This is a genomic window from Limisalsivibrio acetivorans (genome assembly GCF_000421105.1).
GTDB classification, from domain to species: domain Bacteria; phylum Chrysiogenota; class Deferribacteres; order Deferribacterales; family Geovibrionaceae; genus Limisalsivibrio; species Limisalsivibrio acetivorans.
In genome coordinates this window covers 1,021,730-1,041,715 of record NZ_ATWF01000001.1, presented here as the reverse complement: position 1 = coordinate 1,041,715, position 19,986 = coordinate 1,021,730, and the positions used below count along the sequence as shown (strand labels likewise).

Genomic DNA, 19,986 nt, shown 5'->3' with positions numbered 1-19,986 from the left:
GAGGCTTTATTAGATGGAATACGCTCTGATCATTGACGACAGCAGACTGGTACGTAAAAACATCAGAAACGAGCTTGAAAGTCTTGGATATACAGTTACCGAGGCGGAGGATATTGAAACTGCCCGTGAATCACTATCAGAGCTTGTTCCGGATGTTATAACCCTTGATATGCACCTGCCGGACGGCCTTGGTCTTGACCTTTGCCGTGAGATTAAGGAGAATCCAGCATTCGAAAAAACTATAGTAATGATAATCACTTCCGACAATAATGAGGAGGTCCGCTCCAAATGCTTCCAGGCGGGGGCCTTCGGTTTTTTCCATAAAAACACTGTTAAGGAAGGGCTTGGAACCTTCCTTAAAAATATAACAAACTTTGCCAAATCTTCTGAATTTGCAGGGATGAAGGCCTGTGTTATAGAGGACAGCAAGCTGCAGCGCAATTTTATTATAGGCCTGCTGAGGCGCATAGGGCTTGATACAGTGGGCTACGGATCCATCGAAGATGCAATGACCTGCATGCGTGAAGGTAAGCGAAGGCCAGACATCTTCTTTATAGACTACTTCATGGGCAAGGGTGCAACAAGTGCAGACCTTGTGGAGGAGATACGCAGTACCAGAGGTCTGGAATCCTCTCCGATAATAGCCCTCACTGTGGCCGATGACAGGGAGGTTCGCAACCGCCTTTTCTACATGGGTGTTAACGATTTCTTCCGTAAACCTTTTGATGTAGAGGAGTTTTTCCTGCGCACTAGGGCGCATCTGCTCAACAAAAAGCTCATCGACTCCATGGAGGAGAAAAACCGGCTCCTCAAGGCACAGGCCATAACAGACGGTCTGACCGGCCTCTTTAACCGCCGTTACTTCTACGAGGCGATCAGCAAGGAAGAAGGGAGGTTCAAGAGGAACGGTACGGAGTATGCTGTGATTATGTTCGATGTGGACCATTTTAAATCGATAAACGATGACTACGGTCATAAATGCGGCGATGATGTTCTTAAGGGTATATCAGAACTCGCAAAATCATCCGTTCGCAGTGCGGATACCCTCGCAAGGTATGGTGGCGAAGAATTCGTTATACTGCTCCCGGATACCGGTATTGAAGGGGCCCAGACCCTTGCTGAAAAACTCAGACTCACCAAAGAAAACCACAACTTCCGTTGTCTCGACAGATGCCTTACCAGCAGCTTCGGCGTGGCTTCAAGGAACGAGGTGGACGACTACGAGAAGCTTGTCACTCTCGCAGATGACCGTCTTTATCAGGCGAAGAAAGAGGGGCGGAACAGGGTTGTGTGATTATATTCATTCCATTGTTGTTCGAGCGGGGGAAGCCTGCTCTCTCGTACTTCCGGCTGCGATATATCTGGGAAATTCTCAGGATGATGAATTTCCCAGATTCATTTAGATTTCGTGCTAAAGCACGCCATACTTTTGGCGCAAAAGTATGCAAAACCTTTCCCTCAGGGTTTTACAGCTCCCATTGTTACTCATTTATATTCATAAATTCGTAAGTGATGGCGGTGCCCTCATTTCACTCTTTTTCCACCTGAAGTTTTGCTGATGCTGAGGAGTGTAACCGCACTTCACACATTAAAGTGTTCAGCATTTAATATTAACTCATCTGTCACGTGCGGCCAAAACTTCCGGGCGGTTCCAAAAGAGTTCATTCGGCTGTAAAACATTCGGGGAAGATTAAGAGCATTTGTGACAAAACTGGTTGTGGGCTACTAGTAGCCATCTAGTCGATACACCTTTTCACGTTTCACGTTGTTTTCTCTTGAGTGTAAACATTATAGCCAGCTCGATTCAATCCTGACGATGAAGGTTGCTACCTAATAGGCTCCCACGGATGGGAGCCCTGAAGTGAAGAATATGGAGCTAAGCTTCATATTCTGTAACGGAAGTAAGCGAAGCGAAGGCTTTGCCAAGCGTAGCGGCAGGGAAATTCTCAGGATGATGAATTTCCCAGATAAAAATAGGCTCCCACGGATGGGAGCCCTGAAGGCGAAGCTGAATTGGGCTTTGCTCAATTCACATAGCCGGAAGTGCGAGAGAGCAAGGTTTCCTTGCTCGAACAACAGAATAATTTCCATGGATGGGAAATTATTCAAATAGTTCAAATATTATAGCCATTAAAGGGTGGGTCCGCCTTTGAGGATCTCGGGGTCCATTCCCTCTTCGAATCGTTTGATATTCTCTGCGAACTTGCCGGCAAGTTCCTTGAGCTTAGCATCGTAGTCCGCTCTGCTAGACCATCCGTTACTGGGGTCGAGTGCTTCCTCGGGAACGCCTGAGATATGCTCGGGTATGCCGAACCCGAACTCGGGGTCTGTGGTGAACTTTCCGCTTGCGAGTTCGCCGCTGAGGATAGCCTTGATGATAGCTCTGGTATACTTGATGGCAAAACGTTTTCCAACGCCGTAGGGGCCGCCTGTGAGGCCTGTATTAACCAGCCAGCACTGGGCCCCCTTCGCTCTCACCTTCTCGCCGAGGAGCTTTGCATAAACAGAGGGGTGCCAAACCATAAAAGGTGCTCCGAAGCATGCGGAGAAAACAGCCTTGGGTTCGGTAACTCCCTTCTCAGTACCGGCAACCTTGGCTGTGTAGCCTGATATGAAGTGATACATCGCCTGCTCGATGCTCAGTTTGGAAACAGGGGGGAGAACGCCGAAGGCATCATAGGTAAGGAAAATGATGTTGTCGGGGTGTCCACCCTTGCCGCTCTCCACAATCTTGGGGAGATGGGTGATGGGGTAGGAGGCTCTGGTGTTTTCTGTGAGGGAGTCATCATCAAGGTCGATGCTTCTGCCTCTGGAATCTACCATGACATTCTCAAGGACTGTGCCGAATTTCCTTGTACATTCATATATATCGGGCTCTGCTTCTGCGGAGAGTTTGATAACCTTCGCATAGCATCCACCTTCGATGTTGAAAACGCCGGATTCATTCCAGCCGTGTTCATCATCCCCGATGAGATATCGCTCGGGGTCGGTGGAGAGGGTTGTTTTTCCTGTTCCGGAAAGGCCGAAGAAGATGGCTGTGTCGCCCTCTTCGCCGATGTTTGCGGAGCAGTGCATGCTCATTACATCGTTCTTGGGGAGAAGGTAGTTCATAACGGTGAAGATAGATTTTTTGATCTCCCCCGCATAGCTTGTTCCGCCGATTATAACCATTCTGCGCTTGAAGTTGATTATGATGAAAGTTTCGGAGTTGGTGCCGTCGGTTTCGGGGTCGGCGTGGAATCTGGGGCAGTCAACAACGGTGAAATCGGGCTGGAACTCGTCAAGCTTGTTTACGTCCTTCTCACGGATGAACATGTTTCTGGCAAACATGCTGTGCCATGCGTTTTCTGTTACAACCCTGACCTTAAGCCTTGTGTCCTCGTCTGCTCCTGCGTAGCATTCCTGAACGAAGACCTCTTTTGTCTGCAGGTATGAGGCCATCTTGCCGAGAAGCTTGTCGAACTGTTCCTCGGTGAACTTTTTGTTCTCCTTGGACCAGTACACATCGTTAGTTGTTTCCGGCTCGTCCACAACGAACTTATCGTTGGGGGAGCGTCCTGTGTGGTGTCCTGTGCGGACAACCACGGGTCCGAGATGAGCGAGCATTCCTTCATTACGATTTATGATCTGCTCATAAAGTGCAGGTGTGGGCAGGTTCCAGTGGATACGGGAAAGGTTCGTGAACCCGTACTCCTCAAGCCCTGTGCGCTCAGTTTTCATATACCCTCCAGAAATTGCTTGTTGCTGTGCTTTTAAGCAAATGAATACTAAATGAATTTAGAACGATATTCCATAAAAAATGACAAAAAATGTGTAGAAAATATGTAATTCTTTTGCATTATTGTATTGATATTGAATATTCTGTATCCTATACTCTACGGTCACCGGAATAGGTTATGGATTCAATATTCTTTGATGCTGCGGACGATAAACACATAAAAAAAGAGAAGGAAAAGGCCAGGCTTCTGCGCCGTAAACAATGGTGGAAACAGAAGGTCGATGCTGGTGTGTGCCATTACTGCGGATGCAGTTTCAGACCAGATGAGCTTACGATGGACCATGTCGTACCCCTCGCCAGAGGCGGAACAAGCACAAAGGGGAATGTTGTACCCTCCTGTAAGGAATGCAATTCAAAAAAGAAATATATGCTCCCCACTGAGTGGGAGGAGTACCTTAACGCCCTTGGAAATGAGGAGAAGGAAGAATGACAGGAAGCGATATAAGACAGAAGTTTTTAGAATATTTTCAGAGCAAGGGGCATGAGATTGTTCCCTCCTCCCCCCTTGTACCTAAAAATGACCCCACACTGCTTTTCGCAAACGCAGGGATGAACCAGTTCAAGGATACCTTTCTCGGAAGTGAGAAGAGGGAATACTCAAGGGCCACCACATGCCAGAAGGTTGTGAGAGCCGGCGGGAAGCATAACGACCTTGAGAACGTGGGCAGAACCTCCAGGCATCACACCTTCTTTGAGATGCTCGGCAACTTCTCCTTCGGCGACTACTTCAAGGAGGACGCCATTAAGTTCGGCTGGGATTTCCTTGTGAACGTTGTGGGGCTTCCTGCGGATAAGATGTTCGTTTCCATATATAAAGACGATGAAGAGGCCTTTGAGATATGGCGTGATGTTATCGGCGTGGCCGAGGAGAACATCGAAAGACGGGGGGAGAAGGACAACTTCTGGTCCATGGGTGATACAGGCCCCTGCGGCCCCTGTTCGGAGATCCATATTGACCAGGGCGAGCATACTGGATGCAGACGCCCCGAATGCGACCGTGACTGCGAATGCGATCGCCATCTCGAGCTTTGGAACCTCGTTTTCATGCAGTTCAACCGTGATGAGAGCGGTGAGATGACACCCCTGCCCAAGCCGAGTATTGATACAGGGATGGGGCTTGAGCGTATAGCCTCCGTTGTTCAGGGGGTCACAAGCAACTACGACACGGACCTCATAAAGCCTATTATCGAGTTTACGGCGGAACTCGCCGGCATAAAGTACGGCGCAGATACTGACAACGACGTCTCCCTGCGTGTTATAGCGGACCATTCAAGGGCTGCAACCTTCCTCATCGCCGACGGCGTAATGCCCTCCAACGAAGGAAGGGGCTACGTCCTCCGCCGTATTATGAGAAGGGCGATGCGCCACGGCAAGATGCTCGGTTTCGAAGGAACCTTCTTCCATAAGGTGTGCAGTTTCGTTATCGACTTCATGAAGGGTCACTACATCGAGCTTGCGGACAAGAGAAGCTACATCGAAAAGGTTGTTACCAGCGAGGAGGAGCAGTTCGGGAAGACCCTCTCCATCGGTATGAAGCTCATCGCCGAGCTTTTCGAGAAGTACGGCGAGAAGAAGGAGATCCCCGGTAATGAGATCTTCCGCCTTTATGATACCTACGGCTTCCCCGTGGACCTCCTTGAGGATATGGCGGAGGACTCAGGCTTTGCCCTTGATATGACAGGTTTCAACAAGGAGATGGCGGAACAGCAGGAGCGTGCGAAGAAGTCATGGAGCTCCGCTGCCTACGAATCTGTTTCCGGTGTGTACAGCGATATCGCCTCCGAGCTTAAGCAAACCCCGTTTATCGGGTACAGCGACCTTGAACGTCAAACGGTGGTGAAATCTATCATCGTAAACGGTGAGAGGAGCGAAAGGGCCGATGGTGAGGCTGAGCTAGTCCTGGAATCTACTCCCTTCTACGCAGAAGGTGGAGGACAGGCCGGAGATATCGGAACCATAAAGACAGAAAACGCCCTTTTTAGGGTTAAGGATACAAAGAGATACGGTGACGGGCTCATCGTTCATACGGGTAAAATAGAGCTTGGAAGCATTGCCGTGGGTGAAGAGGTAACAGCCAGTGTGGACGAGGAGGCGAGAGCCGCCACCGAGCGCAACCATACGGCGACCCACCTTCTCCATAAGGCTTTGCAGACAGTCCTCGGCGATCATGTTCGTCAGGCGGGCTCCCTTGTTTCACCGGACAGGCTCCGGTTTGATTTCACCCATTTCGCTCAGGTAACCCCCGAAGAGATCGAGCGTATTGAGGCACTTGTGAATGAGCGTGTTATGGTAAACAGCGGCGTTGCTGCCACGGAGGAGAGCATCGAATCCGCCATGGAGAAGGGTGCTATGGCGCTCTTCGGTGAGAAGTACGGCGATACTGTGCGTGTGGTGGAGGTTCCCGGTTTCAGCCTTGAGCTCTGCGGAGGATGCCACGTCGACAGAACGGGTGACATCGGTCTTTTCAAGATAATCTCCGAAACCTCCGTTGCCTCTGGTATCAGGCGTATAGAAGCACTCACAGGCAAATCGGCTGTGGATTATGTCATGAAGAACGACCGTGTCCTTAAGCAGCTCTCCCTATCACTCAAAAGCTCTGTGGACAGCGTTGAGAACAGGGTGGACGAGCTTAACGAAACCATCAGGAAACAGGAGCGTGAGATAAGGAAGCTTAACGACAGGCTCAACTCCTCCAAGGCGGATGACCTGCTCAAGAATGTTATTGAGGTTAAGGGTGTTAAGCTCCTGACTGCGAGGATGGACGGAGCGGACACCGATGCGCTTCGCAACTTCATAGATACGGCGAGGGATAAGATGAAGTCCGGCGTTGCTCTGGCGGCATCCGCCGATGAGAATAAGGTTACCTTTATCTGCGGAGTTACAAAGGATCTGACCGATAAGATAAAAGCTGGTTCCGTTATCAAAGAGGTTGCCTCCATTGCCGGCGGCGGCGGTGGCGGACGCCCCGATATGGCCCAGGCGGGTGGTAAGAAGCCCGAAAAAACCGATGAGGCTCTTGGGGCGGCACCTGCAATAGTGGAAGGTATGCTTGGATAGGGACAGCATAAGGCGTGCTGTGGGGGGCTACCGAAGGGTTGAGCTCCCCCGCACAGAAACCTGCGCCTCGGTATTCCTCCCCGTTGTTACGGGGGAATCTGGTGCAGAGGTCCTCTTTACAAAGAGACCCGAAAGCCTCAACAGCCACGGTGGAGAGGTTTCATTTCCGGGGGGTGTTGTGGATGAGGGTGAGAGTACCCTTGACGGCGCCCACCGTGAGGTTTATGAGGAGATCGGTGTGCCAGCTTCACGTATCGAAGTTGTGGGTACCCTCGATGATGAGATCTCCAAGGCTGGTTTCCGTGTTACCCCGTATGTGGGTCTTCTCAGCGAACCGCTGAATCTGGTCCTCTCCCCCGATGAGGTGAGCGCAGTATACCGTATACCGCTGGAGACGTTGGCGGATCCTGAACTTCGCTGGACAGAGAACTGGGTCAGGCGTGGCGAGAAGGTTACGGTCTATTTCTTCCGCCATAACCATGATATAATCTGGGGGCTCACAGCCCGCATACTTTATAAATTTCTTGTCACTCTAAAAATGTTGGACAACTAGGTATTATTTAGTTAATCTCAGTGTATGAGCACTGGAGGACTCTTAATATGAAAGCTGAATTTGTTAATCCCTTTATCTCTTCCACCCTTTCCGTTTTCAAAACAATGATAGGCATGGATCCCGTAAAAGGGGATCTCTATATCAAATCCGATGAAAAGCTTTTCTATGATGTTTCCGGTGCCATCGGCCTTGTGGGCGACTTTGTGGGCTATGTTTCCATTAGCTTTCCCGAAGATCTCGCCCTTGAGGTAGGCAGCCAGTTCCTCGGCGAGGAGATCACAGAGCTTAATAACGAGCTCGGCGATGCTGTGGGTGAGATTATCAACATGGTCACTGGCAGTGCAAAGAAGCATTTCTCCGACAAAGGCAAGAAATTCAACATATCCGTTCCCAATGTTGTTGTGGGCAAAGGGCATACCATACAGCGCCCTGCGAACATAATCTGCATCGGTGTCAAATTCCATCTCAACGATAAGATCTTTGTTGTTGAGGTTGCCATGAAGGAAAAAAAGTAGTTTAGCCTTTTAGTCTAAGGAAATAGAAGGCTGTTTCCTTTGAGAATGATCCAGAGTTAAACCCTTTACCTTAACAACCCTCTATCTGCGTCTTCATTTAACCTTTTGTTTCAAAACAGTTTTTTTTGTGTTATTCTTCATAAGTCAATCTCCGAATGTTTAAGGCTGGTTGAACTTTGTTAATTAATTATTTCAAGAAGTGCACACATTCCGAACCGTTTTTTACCCGCATTCTATCTGTTTGCGGTATCCGTATAAATCCAGATAATTTCAGTAATATAATAGGGAGGCTCTAATGCTCAATCTCTCCTGTATTTCCTGCCTTACCAGGACGGATTTCAACAGGTTTAAAGGAACAAGCCTTGATGATCGCCATAAGGAGATCTTCAAGAATTACGAAGAAAAGCCGCTTTACAACTTTGCACGCATAATGATGCGGCATCTTCCAGTTAACCTCGTCAACTTCCTCTCCGATGAGGATATGGTGGAGCTTTATAAGTACCTTTTTGACAAGGTTGAGAAGAGGAAGAAGAAGAAACTTTCCGTTGATATCGATACAATGGAGGAGCTCCCTTTCTTTGTTGGTAATTTCTGCATCGCCTCCATAGTCACCGATGACCGCCCCTTTATATACGATTCACTCTGGGAGTATTTCGGCTCCCTTGATGACCATAAGCTTTTTGTTGTCCACCCTATTTTCGGCATTAAACGTGACAGAACCGGAAAGATAACCGAGATCGGCGACAGCCATGTGGGGGGCGGAAACGAAAGCTTCGTTGTTATCTTCATGGAGGACATCCAGAAGTCTGAGGTTAAGACCATAAAGAGTGACATCTCAGAGATCTACAGCAACGTTATGGCGGCTGTGGACGATTTCCAGTCTATGAATGAGGTAATGCACAACCTCGCCATGGAGTTCCGTGAGAAGGACAGCGATGTTAGCAAGTTTATCCACTGGCTTATGGATGAAAACTTCATATTCCAGGGAACTAGGGTTGTGGAGATAGATGAACAGAGCGGTGAGAGACATTTTTCCGATCTCGGCGTATTTAACCTGTATACCCTGGAACCGAACTACAGCATGCTTCTGGAATCGGTGAAGGAAGGGAAGTTCAATACGGTAAACGGCTACCCCGTTGTGGTTGATAAATCATTGAAAAAGAGCCTTGTAAAGGAGCGTTCCCATTTCGACAGGATCATCTTTATAGATAATGAGGGTCCGAAAACAAGGCTTGTGTATCTTCTGGGCCTCTTCTCAAGTGTGGCCCATAAGGCTGCTCCCCACGAGATCTCCATCGTTAAGGAGAAGGTTAGAGATACCCTTGACTACTTCAACTTCGTTCCCGGCTCCCACGACTATAAGTGGATACGTGATATTCTCGATCACTTCCCGAAGACGGAGATATTCAATTTCGAGAAGGAGGCGATTGCGGAGATACTCGAGCTTATCCTTTCCATGCAGGGTGCGAACCAGCTCAGGATATGCTACAGGGACTTCAGGCCGTTGAAGAATATCTTCTTCTTTATTGCGATGCCCCTTGCACGTTTCTCCACCGAGCTTGTGGAGGAGATCCGCTCCTTCCTCGAACTTTTCTTCAACGCCACCACTCTGGATATATCCATAAGGGACGACCAGCATAAGAGAAGTTTTCTCCATTTCCATCTTATAGTTAAGGATGCCTCCATCCTTGATAATATCGATGAGGCGGAGATAAAGGCCGGCATAATGTCCATGCTTAAGGACTGGGATACATATCTTTACGATATGCTCAGAGAGAGGCTTGGCGGTGGCGAATGCGATCAGGTATTTAAGCAGTATTCACCTCACTTCAACGAGGCGTATAAGAGTAAAAACACCCCTGCGGAGGGTTATCTCGATATAATCCGCCTTATGAAGCTTAAGGGTATAAGCTCTGTCCTCCACAGCGAAGGGGATATGGCCATACTGCGCATCTATTCGGAGAAGCGCCTCCTCCTCACAGAGCTGATGCCTATCCTCGACAACCTCGGCCTAAAGGTTTTCGAGCAGGATATTTATGAGATCGAGCTTGAGAATAGAAGCCAGTATATCAACGTTGTGTACTTCGCAGATATTGCGGATCCGGAGGTCTTTGCTGCAACATACCAAAAGAACATCCCCGAACTCGTTACGGCGATACTGAGCGGAAAGGTGGAGAACGACCGTGTTAACGCACTGGCCGTTTCCGAAAAACTCACTTGGCGTCAGATAGATATCCTGCGCGGTCTTCGCTATTTCATAAAACAGATCGATTCAAGTTTCTATGTGAAAACTCTGAGCATGGCGCTCATCGATAACAACGAGATCGCCGCCAAGCTTGTTCAGTACTTTGAGCTTAAGTTTAACCCCTCCGGCAAGAAGAAGGACACCACGGATATAGAGAAGGATATCCGCAGCATGATCGAGAGTGTTGAATCCGCCAGTGAGGATAAGGCTCTGCGCTATTTTCTCAAGGTTATACAGGGGATCGTCAGGACGAACTACTACATGGAGCCCCAGCGTGAGTACATATCCTTCAAGATCAAATCGAAGGATATGCCTATTATAAGTGAACCTAGACCTATGTTTGAGATATACGTACACAGCGCCTCCATGGAGGGTGTTCATCTCAGAGGGGGGAAGGTTGCCAGGGGCGGAATCCGCTTCAGCGATCGTAACGACGACTTCCGTACGGAGATCCTCGGCCTTGTGAAAACCCAGATGGTGAAGAACGCAGTGATCGTCCCCGTGGGCTCCAAGGGGGGCTTCATCGTGAAGCAGCGTTTTGCAGAGAGGAGCGAGGACAGGGAGAACATCGTCAACCAGTACAAGAACTTTATCAGCGGCCTCCTTGACATCACCGACAACTACAAAGGTACGAAGGTTGTCCATCCCAAACGTGTACGCATCTATGACGAGAATGATCCCTACCTCGTTGTGGCGGCGGACAAGGGTACGGCGACATTCAGTGATATAGCAAACTCCATCTCCGTTAACTACGGCTTCTGGCTCGGCGATGCCTTCGCCTCCGGCGGCAGTACGGGGTACGACCATAAGAAGGTGGGTATCACAGCCAAGGGTGCATGGGAGAGCGTTAAGCGACACTTCCGTGAGCGTGGCAAGGATATCCAGAACGAGGAGTTCACCGTGATCGGCATCGGCGATATGTCCGGTGACGTCTTCGGAAACGGTATGCTCCTTTCCAGAAAGATAAGGCTTAAGGCGGCCTTTAACCATATGCACATATTCCTCGACCCCAACCCCGATGCAGAAACGAGTTACAAGGAGCGTCAGCGGCTTTTCCGCAATCCCCAGATGAACTGGAAGGATTACGACATCAAGCTGATCTCAAAGGGTGGAGGCATATTCGACAGGGCGGCTAAACGTATAAACCTTACCCCTGAGATAAAGGAGATGCTCGCCACATCCGAGGATACCCTTACCGGCGGAGAGCTTATCCAGTGCATCCTGCGCATGGAAGCGGAGCTCCTCTGGAACGGCGGCATCGGAACATACGTCAAGGCCTCTTTCGAGACGGACAGGCAGGTTGGAGACCCCTCCAACGATGATGTGCGAGTGGATGCGGATGCTATCCGTGTGAAAGTGATAGGCGAAGGCGGAAACCTAGGATTCACCCAGCTTGCAAGGATGCAGTTTGCCGAGCTTGGCGGCCATGTTTATACAGATGCTCTGGACAACTCCGGCGGCGTTGATATGTCCGACCATGAGGTAAACCTGAAGATTATCTTCAACCACTTCGTCGAGCAGAACCTGATGAAGGATATGAAGGAGCGCAACAGCTATATACGGAAGATAACCCCCGAGGTTACTGATCTTGTGCTTAACGGAAACTACAGCCAGTCGATGACAGTGAGCAGCGATCTTATGCGCTATTCCGAGAATCCCGTAACCTACCGTGAAACGGCTAGGTTTCTGCGTGATGAAGGGCTTCTCGATTTCCGCATAGAGCATATACGCTTCACCGATGCAGAAAGAACCGCCACGGCTCCTGAGCTTGCGATTCTGTTGTCCTATGCAAAGATACACCTCTACAATCATGTGGAGGGGATGCTTAACCTTGACAACCCTCTGGTATATAGAGAATATAACGACTACTATCCGAAGAGCGTAGTGGAGAGATACGGTAAAAAGCTGGATGGTCACAAGCTGATGAGCGAGATAACCGCAACGGCCATTGTGAATAGAATAATGAACCAGACGGGCTCTACATTTTTCTATGAATTATCTAAGAGCACAAACCGCCCCTTTGAGGAGCTTGTGGAGAACTATCTCCTTGGCGAGGAGCTCTTTGGGTGCAGAGAGATAAGGGCCGATATAAGGAGGCTCGATAACAGAGCACAGGCAAAGGCCCAGTATCTGGCACTTATGGAACTGGAGAAAACGATTAAGGTTTCTGTGGAATGGCTTATACTCGATGAAAACCGTGAATTGCTCAAGGGTAAGGAGGACCAGCTTCAGGAGGTCTTCAAGCTCCTGCCTAGATATATGACCGATGACATGAAGGATAAGTACAACTATCTCATCAAGGAGCTTACGGACTGCGGTATCCCCAAAACCCTAGCGACGAAGGTTTGCAGGATACGCTACAACAAGCCAGCCTTTGATGTCTTCCGCATAGTATGCCGGACCGGAATGCCCGTTAGGGATGTTCTCAAGCGCTACTATGAGATAGGCCGCCGTTTCGAGATCAATACCCTTACCCAGAAGATGAAGGGAATTAAGATCAAGAACGAGTGGGAGAGGGTGAATAAGGAGACGATGCTGATAAAACTGAAGCGCATCCAGATGGTTCTCTCCACCAGCTTCTGCATGCGTGACAGAAACTGGCTTCATAATCTCCTTGACACGGAAAGCGGTTTTATCGAAAACTACGACAGGTTCATGGAATCCGCCAGAAACGAAGAGATTGATTCTCTGGTTCCCTTCAACGTAATAATAGAGATGTTTGCCACAGTGGCGGACAGATACGAGGTAAAGGGATGAGAGTAATCCTCCTGACGTTCTGGCTCATAATTTTAACGGGGTCTGTATTGAACGCGTCAGTGGAAAGATTTGAACTGAAAAACGGAATTGATGTTGTTTACCGCAATATGCCGGATATGAAGGTGGCTTCTGTTCAGGTATGGATGAAAACAGGTGCGGTGAATGAGAACGATAAGAACAACGGGATCTCCCATTTCCTTGAGCACATGGTTTTCAAGGGAACGAAATCCTTCGAACCCGGTGATATAGACAGAACGGTTGAGAGCTCCGGCGGAAGCATGAACGCCGCCACCAGCAAGGACTACACCTTCTACTATATCACTATGCCATCAAAGAACGCCGAGACAGCCTTTAATGTCCTCAGCGAGATGCTGTTCGATGCGAAGTTCCTTCCAGAGGAGATCGAGAAGGAGAAGCCCGTTGTTGTTCAGGAAATAAAGCGCAAGTTTGACAGGCCCACCTATGACATGTGGGTCTATCTTTACAGGGAGCTTTTCAAGTCCTCCCCCTACGAGCGTGAGGTTATCGGAACCGAGGAGAACGTGCTCTCCTTCACAAGGGAACAGCTCCTTGATTACTACAATCACTACTACCATCCGGAGAACATGACACTCGTTATTGCGGGTGATATGGATAAGAAAGAGGCCCTCAAGCTCGCCGTTAAATACTTTGAAAGGGATGATAAGGAGGGGGCCGGCAGTCGCTACTCCGGCGAGGCGAACAGGGGACTGCAGGGTAATATCGTAAAAACCTTCGAGCGTGGTGTTAGCCAGGAGTATGGTGTTGTGGCATACCCCGCACCCGATGTTGAAACGGATATGCTCTATTCCTTTGAGGTGCTCTCCGAGATTATCGCTGGTGGTGAATTCTCTGTGCTTAATTCAAAGCTCAAGCACGAGCTGGGCATCGTGAACTCCATTAATGCAGGCTATCTGGGCCTTAAGCATGGGGGTTCATTCATATTCACCTATACCTGCAGTGAAGGGAAGAGTGACGAGGTTGTTAGGTATCTGGATTCCTTTATTCCGGAACTCGGGGAATATATAGGCGAGAAAAGCATAGAGAGAGCTAAGAACAGGCTGAAGAGCCAGACAGCCTTCCAGAGGGAGCGAAGCTCCAGCGAGGCAAGGGATATCGGATATTCCTACACCCTCGGAATCCCCGCCTACTACCATGATTTTCTGGAAAAAATCAGTTCTGTGGAGAGTGGGGATATACTAAAGGCGGCAAATAAGGTATTCTCAGGTAAGTATATCGATGTAAGAACCCTCCCCGGGGGTTAATAAGGATAGACTACCGATGGAATCGCCGGCATTTTTCAAGCTTTATGCACAGAAATTCTTCGAGATGCTCCCCGAAGGGGGAGTCCTTGCCGTTAAAGGTGAAGAGGGGAGCGGAAAAAGCACCCTTCTTAACCATCTGCGGGAACGTCTCGCAGATGAGCGCGCAGGTACGCCCAATGTGTATCTCGATTTTGCGGTACCCTCCGCCACCGATCAGGAGATGGCTCTGCTCGCCCTGAGGGGTGAGCTTATCAAAAGATTCAAGCTCGGCTTTCCATCCTTCGATATAGGCTACGCCCTCTATCTAGTTAGAACCAATTCAAAGAAGAAGTTGGACCGGAACCTAAGGCTCTGCTCCACCAGTCGTGTGCTCACCCAGATCCTCGGCATGCCCGGAACCAGCGGAAGCGAGTTCGTTGCCAAGGTATATTCCGCCGTTGAGAACAACCGGAAGGATGTAGAGAACTGGTGGAAAAGCGGCGGTGGAGAGCTCTTCAACGCTATGCTTGAAAAATCACCGGAACAGCTCAGGAAGAGCCTTCCGTCTCTATGGGCAAAGGACCTCCAGAGATCCCTTGACGGTTCCGAGGCTGTATTCTTCATAGATTCTGCGGAATATCTTTACGATGAGGACTCAAGCCCTTCCAGGGCAAAGCGTGGCCGCTGGCTTATGGAGCTTGCCGAAAGGCTCCCTGGAGTGCTCTTTGTTATCGGCGGGCGTGATGTTTTCCAGTGGAAGGAGTCCGGCTTTGAGGGACCCTTTGAGCTGTTTAATATGCCTCCTCTTAACGAAGCGGAGGCCTCTGCAGTCCTCAAAGAGAAGGGGCTGAAGGGGGGCGAACTGAAGAAGGCGATATTCGCATCCTCAGCCGGCAGTCCGCTTCTTCTCAACGTTATTGCGGACACTCTCAGATTAATGGCTGAGGGAGAGGGGAGAGAGCCCGAGCCCGATGATGTGGAGCATGGAAAGAACGAGATACTTATGCTCTACACAGCCGTTTTCATGGACTACGAAGCAGAGCTTGCAAGGGTTCTCTCCGTTGCGGGGTGTTTTGATAAGGAGCTCTACAAGTATATGATAGATGAGTTCATACCCGAGGGTGTGGGCTTTACCTTCGAGGACTTTCTGCGTCTCCCGGTTGTTAAGGGGGATGCGGGTCTTGGCTATTCTGTCATAAACCGGACATTCAGCGAGGAGATGTACGCCGGAATGAACGGCGATCAGAAGGACAACATCCATTTCTCCCTCTTCAACTACTACAACAAAAAGCTGGAGAAGCTTAACCCCGGCTTTCTTAACGAGGAATTCTTCGTGACATTCCGTGAGGCCTACACCCATGCAAAGTCAGTACTGGATGGTGAAGGCTTCACCGAATGGTTTCTGGACCACCATGAAAAGTTCTTCTCCGGCGACAAGATGGGCTTCTGGATAACCCTGCACAGGGATATTGTGGAGTACCTCAAGGGGATCATGGGTCTCATACACCCCTACACCGCCAGAAGCATCGAAAGGCTCGCCAGAATGTACTTCCATGTTGAGGAGTATGACAGCGCTGAGCCCCTGCTTAAGCGTGTGGTAAACATCAAGGAGAAGCTGAACGGGCCTGAGGATGATGAAACCCTCAAGACACAGAGCCGCCTTGCCTCCCTATATGCCGCACAGGGTGATTATAAATCCGCTAAGGAGTTGATGGAGAAGACCATCGAAACCAAAGGGGATGCCGATGGGCCGGATCATCCCGATACACTCAAGCTGCTCCAGAAGATGACGGACCTCGCCATAAAGAGCGGTGATCTCGAGGAGGCAAAGGTCGTTGCCGAGCGAAACGCAAGGCTTCATAAACAGAGGCTCGGAGATGACCATAAGGATACGCTCAAAGCGATGGAGGATTACGCAGGTGTCCTTGAGAAGCTGAAGGAGTTTGACGAGGCTGAGGAAGTCTACAGAGAGATACTGGAGACCAACGAGAAGGTTCTCGGAGGGGACCATCCCGATACAGCCAGAAGCATAAGCAGGCTTGCCTTCTTCTTCTTCCGTAAAGGTGATTACGACACCGCAGAACCCCTTTTCCACAGAGCGTTAGAGGCTAAAGAGGGTCGAGAGGGTGAAGGGCATCCGCTGACTGCCGCCTTCTATAATAACCTCGGCTACGTGCTTTACTGCAAAGGTGAATACGAAAGGGCTGAGCCCCTTTACGAAAAGGCTATTGAGATTAAGGAGAAGACCCTAGGAAAGCTGCACCCCAGCACCCTTACTGGTCTGGCAAACCTCGCCTCCCTCAAGTTTCGCAAAGGGGATTATGATGAGGCAGAGGAAATCTTTAGAGGCGCTCTAGAGGCTAGTCTGGCAAGCCTTGGGGATAAACATCCCGAAACAGCAACGGAGATGAACAACCTCGCCTACGTCATAAGCAGGAGAGGGGAATTCGCCGAGGCGGAGAAGCTTTACAGGGAGGCTCTGAATATCCGTGAGGAGAGCCTTGGTGAGCACCCTGTAACTGCAACGAGTCTTAATAATCTTGGCGAGGTTCTTTACAGAAGGGGTGAGACAGAGGAGTCCGTATCCCTCTTTGAAAGGGCTCTGGAGCTTATCGAAACAAGCCTAGGTGAGGACCATCCCAACACAAGGCTAGTTATCCGAAACCTTGAGAAAGCCCGCAGTATGCTCGCCTGATTTTTTTGTACTATCCGTCCAGCCTTTTCTATTAAAACTCAGCATAAAAAAAGGGTGCCCCCCGCAGGAAGCACCCCATTCTATTAATTGAGATCCTCTAAACTATGAGAATACAGAGTACACCGCAACTGCGCCCACATAAGCTATGACCGTGTAGCTCACTAATGTAAAGGCTGGCCAGCCCCATGAACCGGTTTCCTTCCTTATGGCGATAATCGTGATGAAGCAGGGTGCATAGAGCATTACAAACACCACGAGCGCGAGGGCGTTTGCACCTGTCCAGTCGGGGTCGTTCTTAAGCTTTTGGGAGAGTGATGTTGATTCCTCCATATCGACCTCACCGAGGGAGTGCGCCGTTCCAAGGGTGGATACGATAACCTCTTTGGCTGCAATACCACCTATGAGTGCGATGTTGGTTTTCCAGTCAAAGCCTGCATACTTTGTTACGGGTTCCAGGCTGGAGCCGATGGTTCCCGCAACGGTTCCCTTGAGCTCCTCTCTGGACATCTCCCTGTATACTTCTGTCTGCGCCTCTTCGGTCTGTGCTGCTGCGGCTCTTGTTTCATATTCCTGAACTTTGTCCTCTGGGAGGCCAGGGAAGGTCATCAGTGCCCAGAGTAGTATGGATATTGCGAGGATAAACGTACCCGCCTTCTTGATATACATCCAGGTACGCTCCCATGCGTGGATCAGCAGACCTCTGAGTGTGGGGAAGCGGTACGGGGGCAACTCCATAACGAAGGCGGAGTTCTCACCCTTGACCACGGTTTTGCTCAGCACGAAAGCGGAGATGAGTGCAAGGAGCCAGCTGAGCAGGGTTATGCCGAGCATGGCGAGCCCCTTGTCTCCGGGGTAGAATGCTCCTATGAGAAGGGCGTAAACGGGTATCTTTGCACCGCAGGGCATGAAGGGTGCGGTGAGTATCGTCAGGAGACGCTCCTTGTCACCCTTGATGGTTCTGGCCGCCATAACACCGGGTACTGCACATCCGCCTGCGATTCCGCCCGATACTATATAGGGAACAACGGAGCTTCCCTGCATGCCGAAGGAGCGGAAGACACGGTCGAGCATGTATGCGATACGGGACATGTAACCCGAATCCTCAAGAATGGCGATTACAAAGAACATGAAAAGTATTAGGGGGGTGAATCCCAGAACACCGCCGACACCGTCTATAATCCCCGATACGATGAGCGACTGTAAAAGGCCGTCGGGCAGAACCCTGGTGAAGAAGTCCCCCATCCAGCCGAAGATCGTTTCCAGCCACCCCACGGGGTATTCGCTCGCCGTGAAGGTGAATTTATAAATACCGTATATAATACCGAGCATGATGATAGGACCGAAGAGGCGGTGGGTGAGAACCCTGTCCACCTTGTCGGAAACCTCCACTCGGTCGAAGGTGTTGTTGTCCCGCTTTATTACATCGCGAAGGGCAGCGTTTACGAAGCCGTAGCGGTAGTCCGCAATAACAACCTCGGGGTATGTATTCAGCGTTGTTTTGAGGTGTTTTTCAACCTTTGCTGTGATCTCCTTGAGTTTCTCGTGCACTTCCGGAATGGCCGCACCCCTCTCAAGTACCTTTTCATCCTCTTCGAGGTACTTAACAGCTGTCCATCTGGCGGGGTAAAGATCCGTAAAGAATGAGTTTTCCTTTATGAGTGCGACCATATCATCGATGGCCGGGTCGAGGTCCGGCCCGTAGGATATCTCGAAATCCTTCCGGACACCGGTGTTGGAGGACTGCATAATAGCTTCAAGCAACTCCTTTTTCCCGGTTCCATCCTTTGCCACGGTGCGTACAACAGGAGCACCGAAGGCTTCGCTCAGCTTCTTGTCATCTATGGTTATATTCCGTTTCTCAAGCATGTCCACCATGTTGAGTGCGAATATTATGGGAGCTCCAAGCTCAAGGAGCTGAACGGCGAGGTACAGGTTTCGTTCAAGGTTAGAAGCATCCAGAACATCAACAACAACATCGGGGCTGTCTATGGTTATGAAGTCTCTGGCCACAACCTCTTCGAGGGAGTATGCCGTAAGTGAGTATGTTCCGGGGAGGTCTGTGAGTATAATCTGACAGTCTTCCTGAGAGATGGTAGCTTCCTTCTTCTCCACGGTGACGCCGGGGTAGTTTGCAACATGGTATCTTGTACCAGCAACGGCGTTGAAGAGTGTGGTTTTCCCTGCATTGGGGTTGCCTGCCAGTGCAGCTTTAATGGTTCTCATAACTCTGCATCCTCCACAAAGATGTAATCAGCCTCGTTATTGCGGAGGGTGATCGTGTTGTTATTCACCTTTATTGCAACAGGATCCTTCAGGGGAGCCCTGCCCACTATCTTAACAAGACAACCCACGCCTACACCCATATCTCTGATCCTGCGTGCGACTTCACCATGTCCTTCAATTCTGCTTATCCTTCCTTTTTCGCCGGACTGCATAAGCCTGAGACACTTATCCATTAAGTTCCTCCATAAATGAAAATGTTTATCTTTAGCGCTCTGAAGATAGTTAGACGTATAAAACTTTTGGCAACGGGTGTCAATATAAAAATACTAGGTATTTTGTAGCATATGAACATATGCTCGATTTAGGTATAAAAAAAGGCGGGTGTTATCCCGCCTTATCAATCATATATAAATTTTATTGAAATATTAGAATTTAACTTCCGCAGAGCCTTCCCAGAGACCGTGGATGTTACAGTAGCTAACAGCAACGAGGGTACCGGGCTCATCGAGCTTGATCTTTGCTACGGAGTAGGGCTCAGTGTGAGCGGGGCCTTCGTTTGCACCCTTTGTGCTTTCGCCGTGGGCCATATAGTCGAATTTTGCGAGATGGCTAACAACGCCGCCGTCAGCGGGCTTGAAGTAAAGAGAGATCCATGCGATGAAGTGCTCGGTGGTGTTTGGGTGAGCGATCTCTTTACCGATAGAAACGGTTACATCAAAGGCCTCGCCCTTCTTGACGCCTGCGGGAACCTCTACAACGGGTACGTGTTTTTCACTTTTGAAATCAGCAGTTTTTACAAAATCTCCAATAGCCATAATGTATCCTCCTTTTTGGCTTAATCATACTCTATAAGTATAACACCTCAAAAACACACTTCAACCTATCTAAAGATTTTTTACAA

At 49.6% G+C, this 19,986-nt stretch carries 12 protein-coding genes; 8 read left to right on the top strand and 4 right to left on the bottom strand.

What is annotated here, in order from left to right; genetic code table 11:
• The first annotated feature begins 13 nt into the window (after positions 1-13).
• Positions 14-1,294, top strand: coding sequence for a diguanylate cyclase (locus K300_RS0104780; RefSeq protein ID WP_022850528.1), 1,281 nt, complete (start codon positions 14-16; stop codon positions 1,292-1,294).
• An 836-nt stretch (positions 1,295-2,130) separates the two neighbouring features.
• Here K300_RS0104780 and pckA read toward each other — a convergent pair.
• A complete protein-coding gene (gene pckA / locus K300_RS0104770) occupies positions 2,131-3,720 on the bottom strand; it encodes a phosphoenolpyruvate carboxykinase (ATP) (RefSeq protein WP_022850526.1) in 1,590 nt (529 codons plus the stop codon).
• A gap of 176 nt (positions 3,721-3,896) precedes the next feature.
• Here pckA and K300_RS0104765 point away from each other — a divergent pair, with 176 nt between their 5' ends.
• The 7 genes from K300_RS0104765 (at position 3,897) to K300_RS0104735 (ending at position 16,862) form a co-directional block, all read left to right on the top strand.
• Entirely contained in the window at positions 3,897-4,208 is a 312-nt protein-coding gene (locus tag K300_RS0104765) for an HNH endonuclease (protein ID WP_022850525.1), read from the top strand.
• Positions 4,205-6,835 carry an alanine--tRNA ligase gene (gene alaS / locus K300_RS0104760; protein WP_022850524.1) on the top strand — a complete coding sequence of 877 codons (2,631 nt, stop codon included), beginning with the start codon at positions 4,205-4,207 and terminating at the stop codon, positions 6,833-6,835. The genes K300_RS0104765 and alaS overlap by 4 nt, the downstream gene beginning before the upstream one ends.
• A complete protein-coding gene (locus tag K300_RS14580; RefSeq protein WP_022850523.1) occupies positions 6,828-7,388 on the top strand; it encodes an NUDIX hydrolase in 561 nt (186 codons plus the stop codon). The genes alaS and K300_RS14580 overlap by 8 nt, the downstream gene beginning before the upstream one ends.
• A gap of 47 nt (positions 7,389-7,435) precedes the next feature.
• Positions 7,436-7,903 carry a chemotaxis protein CheX gene (locus tag K300_RS0104750; RefSeq protein ID WP_022850522.1) on the top strand — a complete coding sequence of 156 codons (468 nt, stop codon included), beginning with the start codon at positions 7,436-7,438 and terminating at the stop codon, positions 7,901-7,903.
• Positions 7,904-8,198: 295 nt separating this feature from the next.
• The gene (locus tag K300_RS0104745) at positions 8,199-12,905 is read left to right on the top strand and encodes an NAD-glutamate dehydrogenase domain-containing protein (RefSeq protein ID WP_022850521.1); all 4,707 of its coding nucleotides are present in this window, start codon (positions 8,199-8,201) and stop codon (positions 12,903-12,905) included.
• Between the two features lie 47 nt (positions 12,906-12,952).
• Entirely contained in the window at positions 12,953-14,188 is a 1,236-nt protein-coding gene (locus K300_RS0104740) for a M16 family metallopeptidase (RefSeq protein WP_022850520.1), read from the top strand.
• Between the two features lie 16 nt (positions 14,189-14,204).
• On the top strand, positions 14,205-16,862 hold the full coding sequence (locus tag K300_RS0104735) for a tetratricopeptide repeat protein (RefSeq protein WP_022850519.1): 2,658 nt from the start codon (positions 14,205-14,207) through the stop codon (positions 16,860-16,862).
• 102 nt (positions 16,863-16,964) lie between these two features.
• Here the strand turns inward: K300_RS0104735 and feoB are convergent, their stop codons facing one another.
• The 3 genes from feoB to K300_RS0104720 form a co-directional block, all read right to left on the bottom strand.
• On the bottom strand, positions 16,965-19,085 hold the full coding sequence (gene feoB / locus K300_RS0104730) for a ferrous iron transport protein B (RefSeq protein ID WP_022850518.1): 2,121 nt from the start codon (positions 19,083-19,085) through the stop codon (positions 16,965-16,967).
• On the bottom strand, positions 19,082-19,318 hold the full coding sequence (locus K300_RS0104725) for a FeoA family protein (protein WP_022850517.1): 237 nt from the start codon (positions 19,316-19,318) through the stop codon (positions 19,082-19,084). Before K300_RS0104725 ends, feoB begins: the two co-directional genes overlap by 4 nt.
• A gap of 192 nt (positions 19,319-19,510) precedes the next feature.
• On the bottom strand, positions 19,511-19,900 hold the full coding sequence (locus K300_RS0104720) for a class II SORL domain-containing protein (protein ID WP_022850516.1): 390 nt from the start codon (positions 19,898-19,900) through the stop codon (positions 19,511-19,513).
• Between the last annotated feature and the right edge of the window lie 86 nt (positions 19,901-19,986).